This window comes from Clostridium sp. MCC344, from assembly GCF_018785365.1.
Classification (GTDB): domain Bacteria; phylum Bacillota; class Clostridia; order Lachnospirales; family Lachnospiraceae; genus Pilosibacter.
The window spans coordinates 154500-167737 of sequence record NZ_WQPQ01000006.1 but is presented as its reverse complement, the minus strand read 5'-3'; the positions used below and the strand labels follow the sequence as shown (position 1 = coordinate 167737).

Below are 13238 nucleotides of genomic sequence, written 5' to 3'. Positions count from 1 at the left end.
ATTGAAATCAAAATTTACGGAGAAGACTATGATACGAGAAATTGAGAACAGAAGAAGTATAAGAAAATATAGATCCGATGAGATTGACAGGAGGCTGATCGAAGAGATCATATATAGTGCTACTCTTGCGCCATCAGCCAAAAACCGGCAGCCATGGAAATTTATCGTATATCAGGGAGAAGAGAAAGATAAACTGGTTGAGGTTATGCGCCATGGTATAAATTCAGAAAAAATCACACATGAACTTATGCCGGAATGGGCATTTGCAATCCCCGATGCTGAAAATACAGTCAGAATCATGCAGGAGGCGCCGTGCCTTATAGCAGTGCTTAATACAAATCAATATACACCATTTGCAAGCATCGAGAGAGAAAAACGGATCGTAGAAATTTGCGATTCGCTGTCGATCGGTGCGGCTGTTGAGAATATGATATTGACAGCGACCGGATATGGATTAGGTACATTATGGATTGCCAATACCTGCTTTGCCTATAATGAGCTGATAGAATTTATCGGAACAGACAACCAGCTGACAGGAATTGTTGCCGTTGGAGCTGCAAATGAAGCTCCGCCGAAAAGGCCACGAAAAGCATTAAGAGATGTTGTCGAGTATAGATAAAGAAATCTTAGAGAAATTTTAAACTGCCAAACAACGAAGAGATAAAATTCATATTGGAGATGATCAGCTTTGAAGAAAGCATATGAGCAGGAAATAGAAATGTGGAACCGGGTTTTTGAGGAATGTATACCGGTGGATCTGAGAAATCTGGATTTAAAGGTGGAACCCATGTTCGATGAAGCTTTGAAGTTATTTGCTGAAAAAACAACGAAAATTTTGGATTTTGGGTGTGGAACAGAACTCGTTTGATGGAGTGATCCTGTCCAATGTTCTGGATGTAATGCCGAAGGACATATCAACAACCGTGATCGATGATCTGGAACGGGTGCCAGAAGATTCGCAGCAAGAAGCCGGATACTGAAAGAGAGTGTCCGGCTTCTTTTACGAGGTGCGCCAGACGGCGCACTTTGCAGATAGATATAAGCTTCTGGGAGAACGTTTTATTTCTCACGGCAATATTCCCGGATCATTTCCAGAAAATCCCTCGCATGCTGCGGCAGATACCGGTTTTTCCGATAGGCGGCGATGGTAGTTGTGAGGGCCGGTTTATGGCCGACGGAGAAGCAGAGGGCGCGGTTTCCAGTGTACTGGTTTTCATGGTGGAAATAGCTCTCCGGGGCGAAGGCAGCGCCGACGCCGTCCATGGCCAGATGGATCGACATAGAGGAGTTTCTCGTGTGGAGAGAGACCGGTGGATTGATGTTATACTCTTGAAAGAGATCCAGGGCGATGCCGCCAGTGTTCTGGTCCGGGTAGAGGAGAATGAAGTTTTCATCTCTTAATAGGGAAAGGTCCAGCCACGGGTAGCGGAAGCCGGGGCGGGTGATGGCTTTGGCGGCGAGAGGATGGTTTTCATGCAGGACCAGAACGATCTCCTCAGAGCGCAGGATCTGGTAATCCATGGTCTCGGGAAATTCATGGATATTGTAAAGGGTCAGGTCGATGGATGAGGTCTCCAGACTGTTCTCCGCAATGAAATTTACTGCTTCCATGATATTTAAGGTCACATAGGGGTATCGTTTATGAAACGGCGCCAACATCGGTTCGATCAGCGTGCTGCCCATCATGATCGGCACGGCGATGTTTAAACGGCCGCGCTGGCGGTGAGCGATATCGTCGTATTCCTGCATCCACTCATCGCCGCAGGCAACGATCTGTTCGGCGTAGTGGAGGTAGCGTTCACCCATGTAGGTCGGGTAGTAGCGGTTTTCGTGGCGGCTGAACAGCGGAGCGCCGAGACGTTCTTCCAGGTTCTTTAAGTACTTGCTCAGGGACGGCTGGGAGATATAAAGGGATTCGGCGGCTTTGCCGATGCTCTGGTGGCGGGCGATCGCCAGGATATAGCGGGCTTCTTTTAATTCCATACGGGGCCTCCTCATAGCTTTACTGCATAAAAATTATAGATAATATGTATTTGACGTATAGTATATCACTTTTTATAATGAATGTAAAATATAAGTGTAATTGATGAAAAAACAAATATTTATAAGAAACACTAATTAAAATTTATTACGCACAGTTAAGAAAGGGGCAAACCAATGAAAAAGAGCAGTGCATGGTGCATGCTGGTTCCGGGACTGGTGATCTTATTTCTGTTCCTGATGATCCCGCTGCTTCGCGTTCTGGTTCCAAGCGTGTTTACGGGAGATTACCCGTTCAGCGCATATGTGGACTTTTTTAAGGACGAGTATTACAGAAAGATCTTTTTGAGAACCGTGAAGATCGCGGTCATCACCACCTTTGTCTGTATGGTGGGCGGTATCCCGACGGCGTATTTCATCAGCCGCTGTGATAAGAAGTGGAGAGGACTTCTCCTTTCTGCATCGATCTTCCCGATGATGACGAACTCCGTTATCCGAAGCTTTGCATGGATCAATATTCTCGGCAGCAACGGGATCATCAACAAGGCAATGATCGCTATGGGACTGATCGAGAAGCCGATGAAGCTTCTCTACACTGATTTTTCCATCATCATTGGTTCTGTTTACCTGTTCCTGCCGTTAATGATCGTGACAGTTGCCGGTGTTATGGAAAATATCGATGATGACATGATGGAGGCGGCACAGAGCCTCGGAGCTTCAAGAAGCGAAGCATTCATGAAGGTCATCTTCCCGATGAGTCTTCCGGGAATCATCGTCGGCGGTATTCTGGTATTTACCGGAACCCTGACCGCTTACACGACGCCGCAGTTATTAGGCGGCAACTCCAACATGGTCATGGCGACCCTGATCTACCAGAGAGCGATGTCCGTCAGTGACTGGACCGGCGCGTCCGTGATCGCCCTCATCATGATCGTTGTAACCCTGGTTGTGATCAAAGGATTTAACGCTCTGGCCGCACGGCTGGACCGCAGAGGTGAAGATTATGCGTAAAAATAAAGTGCTGACCATATGGGCAGCGATCGTATTTGCATTTTTGATGATCCCGTTACTGATCATCACCGTAACAGCATTCGGCGGCGGAAGCGCCATCACATTCCCGATCGAGTCCTTCTCGACGAAATGGTTCGCGAACGTGTTCGCGTTAAAGTCTTTCCGCAGATCATTCCTGACCAGCCTTGAGGTCGCGCTCCTCGCGACATGCATCTCTCTTCTGGTCGGAATCCCGGCGGCTTATGCGCTGGCGAGATCCGGTTTAAAAGGAAAGCAGTTATTAAAGTCCATCTTCCTTTCCCCGACCATCGTTCCGGGAATTGTAATCGGCTTTATTATGTACCAGTGCCTGATCTTGACACTTAGGATCCCGGTGTTCGCGGGACTTCTCGCAGGACACTTTATGGTGACACTTCCGTATGTGATCCGCGTAGTCGGTTCTTCGATGGAGCAGTTCGACTTTTCGATCGAGGAGGCGGCGTGGAGCCTCGGATGCCCGAAGGGAGCGGCGTTCTTCAAGGTCGTTCTTCCAAATGTGACCTCCGGAATTTCCTCAGCATTCATGCTGGCGTTCATCAATTCCTTCAACAACATTCCGGTGTCCATGTTCTTATCCGGACCGGGAGTTTCCACATTCCCGTCAACACTGATGAACTATATTGAATACAACTATGATCCGACCGTATCGGCGGTTTCCGTACTTTTAATGGCAGCTACCGTAGTCATCATGGTGATCGTAGACCGCACACTGGGTATTGCAGCCCTGGCGAAATAAGGAGAATATGACCATGGCTTTTATGAGTTTAAATGGAATCGACGTAAGTTACGATAAAAAGAAACAGATCTTAAAGGGGCTGAATCTGGAAGTCGAGGAGGGCGAGCTCGTATCCCTCTTAGGACCCAGCGGATGCGGTAAGTCCACGACACTCCGCGTCGTTGCAGGCTTTATCGACCCGCAGGGCGGAACCTTCACATTAGATGGTGAGGACATGACAAAGGTCCCGGTCCACAAGCGTCAGTTCGGTCTGGTATTCCAGAGCTACGCCCTGTTCCCGCACTTAAGCGTTTATGACAATGTAGCGTTCGGACTCAGAACAAGAAAGATGGACAAGGATGTGATCGACAAGAAGGTCAGGGAGATCCTTGAGGTCTGCGGTCTGACAGAGCTTGCCGATCGTTTCCCGAAGCAGATGTCCGGCGGACAGCGCCAGAGAGTTGCCCTCGCGAGAGCACTTGTCATCGAGCCAAAGTTACTGCTCTTGGATGAGCCGTTATCCAACCTTGATGCGAAATTAAGACTTTCCATGCGTGTGGAGATCAAGAGACTCCAGAAGCGCCTTGGAATCACCACATTGTTCGTTACACATGATCAGGAAGAATGCTTCTCCATCTCCGACAAGGTGGCCGTTATGAACGGCGGTGTCATCGAGCAGTTTGACACACCGGAGAACATTTACAGGAGACCGGCGACAGAGTTCGTCGCGAGATTCATCGGTTTCGAGAACTTCCTTGAGCTTGCGAAAAAGCAGGACGGCGTCTACACAGCACCGGATGGAAGCGAGTTCTTAACTTCCATGGATCTCGATTGCGAGAAATTCGCGGGAACGATCCGCCCGGACGATATCTGTCTGGCAGATGATGTTCAGACAGAGAATGTCTTAAGCGGTAAGATCGGTGTCCGCACATTCCTTGGGAAGAGCTACCAGTACGAGGTTGAGACTTCCGCCGGTGTCCTGAAGGTAAATATGGGAACTGACCATGTTTATAAAGAGGGCGAGGAGATCCGGCTGTATCTGCCGAAGGATAAACTGATCCTCGTGAGAAGATAAAAATTAACTTAGTGATCCATCGCGGGGGCAGAGATTCTGTCAACGCGAAGAAATATTATCTCAAAAGAGAGAAAGAGGAGAAAAACCATGAAAAAAACAGCAGCAGTTGTACTTTGCGCAGCAATGATGCTTACCGCCTGCGGCGGCGCATCCACAACAGAGACCACAGCAACAGGAAGCCAGGCAGCAGGCTCTGAGGCAGCTTCTTCCGCAGAAGAGACAAAGGCAGCTTCCGGAGACGCACAGAAGCTCGTATTATCCACATACGGCCTCAGCGAAGATATCTCCGAAGAAGAGGTTTACACACCGTTTGAGAACGAGTTCAGCTGTGAGATCGTTACTGAGACAGGCGGCACAAACGACCGTTATACAAAGTTAGCAGCAGACCCGAACTCCACCATCGATGTGATTGAGCTCTCCCAGGCTATGACAGCGAAGGGCACTGACGAGGGACTTTTCGATACGATCGACTTAAGCAAGATCCCGAATGCTGAGAAGCTGATCCCGGCTGCAAAGGAGATTGCAGAGGCAGGACAGGGTGTTCCGTACACTATTAACAGCATCGGTATCATCTACAATCCGGAGCTTACAGGATTTGAGCTCACAAGCTTTGATGACCTTTGGGACGAGCGCCTTGCAGGCATGGTTTCCATCCCGGAGATCACAACAACATTCGGACCGGCTATGGTTTACGTTGCAAGCGACCACGCAGGCGTTGACGTAACAACAGACAACGGCGAGGCTGCTTTCAAGGCACTTGCTGACTTAAAGCCGAACCTTGTTAAGACTTACACAAAGTCTTCCGACCTGATCAACATGTTCACATCCGGTGAGGTTGCAGCAGCAGTTGTCGGTGACTTCGGCGTTCCGACGATCGTAGCCGCTAACCCGACACTTGTTTACGTTACACCGGACGGAGCTTACGCTAACTTCAACACCATCAACGTAACAAAGAACTGTGCGAACAAGGAGCTTGCTTACGAGTACATCAACTACCGTATCAGCGAGGAGCTTCAGACAAAGACTGGTAAGGCATTAAACGAGGCACCGACAAACAAGGACGTTACATTCACTGAGGAAGAGTCCAAGGATATGACCTACGGCGACAAGGCTGCAAAAGTTAAGGTTGTTGACTATGCTTTTGTAAACCCGATCTTAAATAACTGGATCGACCAGTGGAACAGAACGATCAACAACTAATAACGAGGAATTTTATATGAGACCCGATTTCATTCTGAAAAATGTCATGGTCTATCAGACCTTCAGACAGTGTTTTGAAAAGCGGGATGTGGCAGTTGCAGGGGAAAAGTTTTATTGCGTTTCCCCTGCAATTTCATATCCGGGAGTGCGGGAGATCGACGGCAAAGGCAGATACATGCTGCCTGGTCTCGTGGATATCCATATGCACATCGAGAGCTCGATGACATATCCGGGCGAGTTTTCAAGGATCACGCTTCCATATGGAGTAACAACGGTGGTTGCCGATGCCCACGAGATGGCGAACGTGTTCGGCATGGACGGCATCCGGGCTTTTATGGCACAGAAGACGAAGCAGGACATTTTCTGGGCGATCCCGTCCAGTGTACCGGCGACAAATGAGAAGTTAGAGACAGCTGGGGCGTCACTTGGTGTAAAGGAAATTTCTGAGATGGCATCCTTAGATGGAGTTCTCTGCCTTGGAGAGATCATGAACTATAAGGATCTCTCAGCAGAAGGCGAGAGCCGGACGAGGGATCTCATCAATGTGTGCCGGAACGCGGGAAAGAATCTTAGGATCGAGGGGCACTGCCCGGGACTTACGGGGGCGGATCTTAACCGCTTTATCTATGAAGGTGTTGATGCGGACCACACCCAGCAGACTCCACAGTCAGTGATGGAGAAGACGGAGCTTGGGATGTTTCTGGAGCTGCAGTTCAAATCCCTGACGCCGGAGGTCGTGAAGACTGTCTGCGACAATGAACTCTATGAGAATGTGGCGCTGGTGACGGATGACACGATGGCAGATAAGCTTCTGACCGGACATCTCAATAAGATTATCGAGACGGCTGTGAGGGTGGGGATGCCGATGGAGAAGGCGATCTACTGCGCGACCTGGACACCGTCGCGGCGGATGCATCTGGATGACAGAGGGATGATCGCGCCGGGGAAGATCGCAGACTTTATGCTGTTGGACAGTCTGGATGGGATCGATCCGGTTGTGGTTTATAAGAAGGGCGAGTGTGTGTACTGCAAGGACGAGGAGGCTTACGGTGCGGCAGAAGCTGCGGCGTGCAGTTTCCCGGCTTCTTTCTACCACACGATCAACTGCCGTCCGGCGGAGATCTCCGACTTTGTGTTAAAGGCGGAAGATCCGGACGCGAAATGGGCGGAAGTCAATGTCATGAAGATCGGTACCTTCGGAACGGCGACCACGCCGGTGAAGCGCAGAGTCGAGGTGAAGGACGGTGTGCTTGACTGGAAGTCGACGGGACTTTCCCTTGCAGTCGTTTTCGAGCGGTACGGCAAGAATGGAAATGTCGGATATGGATTTGTGGAGGGCGCGCTGACGAAACCGGGCGCTGTGGCCACCACGTGGTCCCACGACAGCCATAACCTGTTTGTCCTGGGAACAGATGAGAACGATATGAAACTGGCCCAGAGGCGCGTCCTGGAGCTCCAGGGGGCATATGTGGTGTTCTCTGAAGGAAGATCCCTGGCAGAGGCGAGACTTACGATCGGCGGCATCGTGTCGGATCAGCCCGTCGAGGTTCTTGGACAAGAATTAAAGGAAGTGCGGGCGGCGATGGAAGGTCTCGGATATGTGAACAACAACGTGATCATGTCCATGTCCACGCTTTGTCTGCCGGTTTCACCGAAGTTAAAGCTCACGGATCACGGGCTTTTGACGGTGCCGGGGCAGGAACATGTGCCGTTGGTTGAGAAGTACGGGAAGTAGTTTTACGGCCCGCCGCCGGTTTTTCTCCCCGGGTAGTGGAAGAGCCGGATCAGATCGAAATTATGAAGGATGAAATTAGAACGATGAAGAAGATTATCAAAGACGGCATTGTTGTGACGATGAACGCGGCAGGTGATGTCTGGGATCATGGTTATGTAATGTTTGAGGATACGAAGATCCTGGCAGCAGGTCCGGAAGATGAGCTTGAGAAAACGCTTCAGGAGCTTACTGCGCAGGGGATCTTAAAAGCGGGCGAGACCTTCGAAGAGATCGATGCGAAGCGCGCCATCGTGATTCCGGGTCTTGTGAACACCCACTGCCACCTCGGAATGATCCCGTTCCGCGGTCTCGGGGACGACTGCAAGGACCGCCTGCGGGTGTTCCTGCTTCCGATGGAGAATCAGGCCATGGACGCGGAGATGGCCAGGCTTTCCACGAGATACGCCATCGGCGAGCTGCTGCTCTCCGGCGTGACGACAGTGCTTGACATGTACTATTTCGAGGAAGTCGTGGCGAAGGTCATGGACGAGATGGGGATCCGCGGAATCGCCGGTGAGACGGTGATGGAAAAGGATTCCTGCGACAGTAAGAACGCGGATGAGGCCATCGAGCGTGGAATCGCACTGATCGAGGCGTACAAAGATCACCCGCGTGTTTCCGGAGCGATCACGCCCCACGGAACGACGACCTGCAGCCCTGAGACCTTAAAGAGGGCCTATGAGGAGGATGTAAAGGCGGGAACCGTATTTACGCTCCATGTGGCGGAGATGGACTACGAGATGACCCAGTTGAGGGAACAGTATAACATGACGCCCATCGAGTTTATGGAGCATATCGGAGTCCTCGGACCGAATACGCTGGCGGCCCACAGCATCCGCACAACGGAACATGATGTGGAGATCCTCGCGAAGCACGGAGCGTCCGTGGCCCACTGTATCGCCTCCAACACGAAGGCCGCAAAGGGCGTAGCCCCGGTGTCACTGATGCATAAGCACGGCATGTCCGTCGGCTTCGGTACCGACGGTCCGGCGAGCGGAAATACGTTAGACCTGTTCATCCAGATGCGGATGTGCGAGAACTTCCACAAAAATGAGCTCCACGACCGCAGCGCGTTCCCGGCAAAAGAGGTCGTCTCCATGGCGACCATCGAGGGAGCGAGAGCGTTAGGACTCGGTGACATCACCGGTTCCATCGAGCCCGGAAAACAGGCGGATCTCGTCCTCGTAGAGACTGATTCCCCCAATATGTTCCCGGTATACGACCCGTATTCGGCTCTTGTGTATAGCGCGATTGCATCGAATGTGAGAGATGTTTATGTTGCGGGTGAGTGCCTCGTAAAAGAAAAGAAGCTTGTCCGTGAGGACTTCGCGAAGATCAGGAATGACCTTCGGGAGAAGATGGAGCGGACGGCGTTTAAGGATATGAAGAATCTGGTATAGAAGATAGAAAAACGGCTGATTTTATTGTGAATGTAAAATCAGTCGTTTTTTTATTACAATGAAAAGTCTGTTCCGGGTATTTTAAGAACAAACTTATTTAAGTAATATGTTATAAGCAAGAAAGCAATATAGGGGAAAAGGCAGATATATTGATGAGATTTTGGTGTAAAGAGGCGAGTGACAGTGAAAAAGATAGATAAAGATGGCTTACTTCTATGTGAACTTCAGGCAGCAGCATTTGAAAATTCAATCGATAAAATGGATTCAAGTTCAGAGATCTTTAGCAGGCGGTTTATGAGAAGTAAGATTGCAAAAAGTCTGGATAATGAATCGGTTCTTGAAAGAAATATTCAGGCAAGTGATATTTTGCAGTTGGTGGATGAAGAGTACGGAGCTACAGATTATGGGTCTATAAAATTGTAAAACCGAAAGAATTAAGAGGATTGTTTTTGCCGTATCATACGATGGATCCTGCCCAGGCGGTTGAGAGAATATTAGAAGCAAAGGGAATGATATTGGATGAGAATAGGGAATTAGAACGGCAATATGCAATATTTAAAAAGGTAAGGAGACAGACTACAAAAAGAGGGAGAGCACACTAACTGATATGTTAATGTGTCTCTTCCATATTACGCTTGTTTCGAACGGACTTTTTACTGTGACTGCATGGCTGGCATGAAATTACGCGTACAGATTATGCGACAGTTTTCTCCAGAAAACGATAGATAAAAGCACCGTAATGCAGTCAGTCAGGGCCTGACCGTAGATAACGCCGTTTAACCCGAGGAGGCCGTTTAAAAGGTACAGCACCGGGATCAGGAGAACACCCTGACGGAGGACGGAAAGGATCGTTGCCGGGAGCGCTTTTCCGGCGGACTGCATGCAGTTCATGTTCGTGAAGAGGATACCGATGAACGGGCCGGAGATCATGTAGGCGATGAGCATTTTTATACCGTACCGGATGACTTCCTCATCGTTAATGAACATCTGGAGGATCGGGCGGCGGAAGATGAAGAACAGGGCGGTTGCCAGAACGCCGACGATCAGGCAGCATTTCTTTGTGTAGGATTCGACACCATGGAAGCGTTTTGTGTCACCGGAACCGAAATTGTAGCCTAAGAGGGGCTGTACGCCGTTTGCGAGGCCCATCTGCAGGAAGGTGATAAACATGTTGGCTTTAAATACGATGCCGATAGCGGCCACAGGGGCGTTCCCGTAGGTCACCAGGATCTGGTTTAAGATGATCGTGGACAGGCTCATCAGCACCGAGAAGATCGCTGTCGGGAATCCGCAGGAGCAGATCATGGAAGCGAGGCGGTTTTCAAGGCTGAAATATTTCGGCAGGATCGAAAAGTTCGGGCTCTTTTTCATGAAGTACCAGAGGTAGTAGGCGCTTGCCAGGATGTTTCCGATCGTTGTCGCGATGGCGGCACCGGCGGCGCCCATATGGAGAATGCTGATCATGAACGGATCCAGAACGATATTCGCGACAGTTCCGATCATGCTGCCGATCATGGCCTCACGGCTGGAGCCTTCGGAGCGGACAACAAAGCTCGCGGCAGCGGACCAGATGATGAACGGGGCGCCGTAGGAGATATGGAAAACATATCCTTTCGCAAGATCATAAGTCTCCGTGTTTGCGCCGAAGATGTTGAGGATCGGCTGCATGAAGAGGACTAACAGGGCGGCGAAGAGGATGCCGACACCGAGGGATGCGTAGGTGATAAAGGAGGAGACCTGCTTCATGCGCGTTTTGTTGTTCTCGCCCATGGCGATGGACGCCGCGGCGCTTCCGCCCATGCCAAACATGTTGGCAAAGGCCATAAATAAGATAAAGATCGGGTTTGTCAGGCTGACTGCCGCAACCTGTAAGGGATCGCCGGTCTGCCCGACGAAGAACGTGTCCGCCATGTTGTAGACGACGGTGACCAGGCTGCTGATGATGCTGGGAATCGCCATTTTGGCGACGGACTGGGGGATGGGCATGGATTTCATTAATTCGTTGTCGTTCATGATGTTTAACCTCGTTCGCTGCATTCCAGGTTCTGCAGCATTTTTTCTGTTATTCGTATAAATTCCTTCAATTCTTCTTCTGAGATTCCACGCAGAAGCAGTTCTTCCGTCTCGTGGATCTCTTTGTTCAGCGCGTCCTTCACGGCAGCAGCTTTCTCGGTAAAAACGATCCGCTTAAAGCGTCCGTCCTGCTCACCCGGGATCCGGAGGATGAGTTCTCTGGCTTCCAGGGACTTTAACATCTCCGTCACGGTCGGCGGACGGAGAGAAAATTCTTTTTCAATATCTTTCTGATAGACCGGATGAAGCGCCGATTCCACCAGAATAAAGTTTAAGATCTTTCCCTGTGCGTTTCCGATTCCGAGCTTTGTATGTACTTCCTGTGATCGGGAACGGAGACGGCTGGAGAGATGGTTGATGATTTTTCCGATGTCCATGTAAGAAATCCTTTCCTATAATGGGATTTTAGCTTTAAGATCCCCTGGATCATGTAGCATAAGCAGTTCCTCTACGAGAAAAAGCAAATGTAAATATTACTTCGGAACCTAAATATATGGCAGAACCAGAGGAATGTCAAGGATAGTTCAGAAAGTGAAATACCGGATATAGAAATAAAAAACCTGTCCGAAAAGGGCAGGTTTAGAAAATGCATAAATTTAAGATGTTAAATAGGATCTGAGACAGGAACTTTTTCCATCAAATCTTCCACACTGCAGTTTAATACCCGAGAAAGCCGAAGAAGAGTTTCAGCCTGAGCCTTATTAATATTTTTCTGGCGCTGCTCGTATTGTTGAATCGTTCGTAATGGAATATTTGTCTGTTCGGCCAGTTCAGCCTGAGTGAATCCCGAAAGAGTACGTAATGCTTTTAAGTTCGTATCAGGGCTGGAATCATGATAAAGTTCATTCATTTTATCTACAAACTGGCGGATATCCATTTCATGATAAGGTGTATACAAGAGACGAATATCGCTGATATGAACTGCGCGTTCGATTTCATCGAAATGCAGCCCTGTGTCCCATTGATAGTAGGCGATAGCCCAGCCCGTCCAGTATTCCGGGCTACGGTCACAGGCGTAGGATGGACGAATATCAGGAATAGACTGACCTGATTCCTGCAAAACCATGCGTGCAAGTTCCACGCCGGACATTCCGGACAGAACAGAGCAGTCGCCCCGTTCAAAGCGATGAGAGGTCTTGCTCATTAAAAACCACTGCCATACAGTTTCCAGAGAGTGTTTAAGATCGTTGACCATATAATCCAACATTCGGGCAAGATTTTTTTGTGCGGAAGAGAGATAACTTTTATCGTAAGCGTGGATCATCAGGTTTCATCTCCTCATCCAAAATAGTGGTGATATATAAATCCCCCCGTTGTCGGTGGTTTCGTTCGGTATCAAAATATTGACGGCGTGCAGATTGATCACGAAACGCTTTTTTCTTGTACCATTCTTTTGCGTCTGCAATTTCATAGCCAATAAATTCAAGACGATTAAAAGCTGCCTCGCTTTTGAGTACAAACTGTTGTCCAAGTTTTCCTAAACGCATAGCGTTACAAAGCTGGCGGTAGGAGATTGCGCCATTAATAAAGTCAGATGCAAAAGAGAAGTAACTGTCATCAGCCCGGTAACCGACAATGATATCTGCAGCTTTATAATCTGTATGAAAGGTGGTAAGCAAATATTCTTTTGATTCAGCAGCAAGTGGTGTGGAAGTATCAAATTCCCGGTTTTCCAGCAGAATCGTAAGCCAGTGCAGCATGGTGTATTTAGATGCGTTTAAATCAAAAATTGAAAGACCATCACATGTAATTTTATATTGGTTGGCATAACCGTTGTGATCAATGCCAACACCCCATTCTTTTGCCATATTTGGATTTTCAGTGCAGTAGAATCCTGTTCCATAATCATTGTATGTTTTGCCATATCCGAATTCAGGGTGTTCGATAATATGATCAGAACCATGATAGATCATTTTTTCCATGAGATCCACCTCCTGATTTGATTATACTCCCACAGGAGTATAAAAAGCA

General features: G+C 49.0%; 15 protein-coding genes. 10 read left to right on the top strand and 5 right to left on the bottom strand.

Going from position 1 to position 13238, the window contains the following annotated elements; all coding sequences use genetic code 11:
- Positions 1-28: 28 nt before the first annotated feature.
- From GPK90_RS01385 to GPK90_RS19335, 3 genes are all read left to right on the top strand, one after another.
- The gene (locus tag GPK90_RS01385) at positions 29-619 is read left to right on the top strand and encodes a nitroreductase family protein (RefSeq protein ID WP_215701969.1); all 591 of its coding nucleotides are present in this window, start codon (positions 29-31) and stop codon (positions 617-619) included.
- Between the two features lie 69 nt (positions 620-688).
- The gene (locus GPK90_RS01380; RefSeq protein WP_215701968.1) at positions 689-868 is read left to right on the top strand and encodes a hypothetical protein; all 180 of its coding nucleotides are present in this window, start codon (positions 689-691) and stop codon (positions 866-868) included.
- Positions 849-980, top strand: coding sequence for a hypothetical protein (locus GPK90_RS19335; RefSeq protein WP_275950552.1), 132 nt, complete (start codon positions 849-851; stop codon positions 978-980). The genes GPK90_RS01380 and GPK90_RS19335 overlap by 20 nt, the downstream gene beginning before the upstream one ends.
- Before the next feature lie 79 nt (positions 981-1059).
- Here the strand turns inward: GPK90_RS19335 and GPK90_RS01375 are convergent, their stop codons facing one another.
- Positions 1060-1983: a LysR family transcriptional regulator gene (locus GPK90_RS01375; RefSeq protein ID WP_118531191.1), complete on the bottom strand. Its 924-nt coding sequence runs from the start codon at positions 1981-1983 to the stop codon at positions 1060-1062.
- A gap of 174 nt (positions 1984-2157) precedes the next feature.
- On the opposite strand from GPK90_RS01375, the gene GPK90_RS01370 reads away from it, so the two are divergent.
- From GPK90_RS01370 to GPK90_RS18910, 7 genes are all read left to right on the top strand, one after another.
- On the top strand, positions 2158-2991 hold the full coding sequence (locus GPK90_RS01370) for an ABC transporter permease (protein ID WP_118531193.1): 834 nt from the start codon (positions 2158-2160) through the stop codon (positions 2989-2991).
- The gene (locus tag GPK90_RS01365; protein WP_021904003.1) at positions 2984-3766 is read left to right on the top strand and encodes an ABC transporter permease; all 783 of its coding nucleotides are present in this window, start codon (positions 2984-2986) and stop codon (positions 3764-3766) included. Before GPK90_RS01370 ends, GPK90_RS01365 begins: the two co-directional genes overlap by 8 nt.
- Positions 3767-3779: 13 nt before the next feature.
- Positions 3780-4820 carry an ABC transporter ATP-binding protein gene (locus tag GPK90_RS01360; RefSeq protein WP_021904004.1) on the top strand — a complete coding sequence of 347 codons (1041 nt, stop codon included), beginning with the start codon at positions 3780-3782 and terminating at the stop codon, positions 4818-4820.
- An 87-nt stretch (positions 4821-4907) separates the two neighbouring features.
- The gene (locus GPK90_RS01355; RefSeq protein WP_021904005.1) at positions 4908-6020 is read left to right on the top strand and encodes an ABC transporter substrate-binding protein; all 1113 of its coding nucleotides are present in this window, start codon (positions 4908-4910) and stop codon (positions 6018-6020) included.
- Between the two features lie 16 nt (positions 6021-6036).
- Positions 6037-7755 (top strand): adenine deaminase C-terminal domain-containing protein, encoded by a 1719-nt coding sequence (locus GPK90_RS01350; RefSeq protein ID WP_215701967.1) that lies wholly within the window; start codon positions 6037-6039, stop codon positions 7753-7755.
- Between the two features lie 83 nt (positions 7756-7838).
- Positions 7839-9194: an amidohydrolase gene (locus tag GPK90_RS01345; RefSeq protein WP_215701966.1), complete on the top strand. Its 1356-nt coding sequence runs from the start codon at positions 7839-7841 to the stop codon at positions 9192-9194.
- A 183-nt stretch (positions 9195-9377) separates the two neighbouring features.
- Positions 9378-9617 (top strand): hypothetical protein, encoded by a 240-nt coding sequence (locus GPK90_RS18910; protein ID WP_252197316.1) that lies wholly within the window; start codon positions 9378-9380, stop codon positions 9615-9617.
- Positions 9618-9875: 258 nt separating this feature from the next.
- Here the strand turns inward: GPK90_RS18910 and GPK90_RS01335 are convergent, their stop codons facing one another.
- The 4 genes from GPK90_RS01335 to GPK90_RS01320 all read right to left on the bottom strand — a co-directional run bounded on the left by GPK90_RS01335 (position 9876) and on the right by GPK90_RS01320 (position 13189).
- Positions 9876-11207 carry an MATE family efflux transporter gene (locus GPK90_RS01335; protein WP_215701965.1) on the bottom strand — a complete coding sequence of 444 codons (1332 nt, stop codon included), beginning with the start codon at positions 11205-11207 and terminating at the stop codon, positions 9876-9878.
- Positions 11208-11212: 5 nt separating this feature from the next.
- Positions 11213-11644, bottom strand: a complete 432-nt coding sequence (locus tag GPK90_RS01330) for a MarR family winged helix-turn-helix transcriptional regulator (RefSeq protein ID WP_215701964.1) — start codon at positions 11642-11644, stop codon at positions 11213-11215.
- A 227-nt stretch (positions 11645-11871) separates the two neighbouring features.
- Entirely contained in the window at positions 11872-12531 is a 660-nt protein-coding gene (locus GPK90_RS01325) for a helix-turn-helix domain-containing protein (protein WP_118531220.1), read from the bottom strand.
- On the bottom strand, positions 12512-13189 hold the full coding sequence (locus GPK90_RS01320) for a DUF3990 domain-containing protein (RefSeq protein WP_252197315.1): 678 nt from the start codon (positions 13187-13189) through the stop codon (positions 12512-12514). Before GPK90_RS01320 ends, GPK90_RS01325 begins: the two co-directional genes overlap by 20 nt.
- Positions 13190-13238 lie beyond the last annotated feature (49 nt).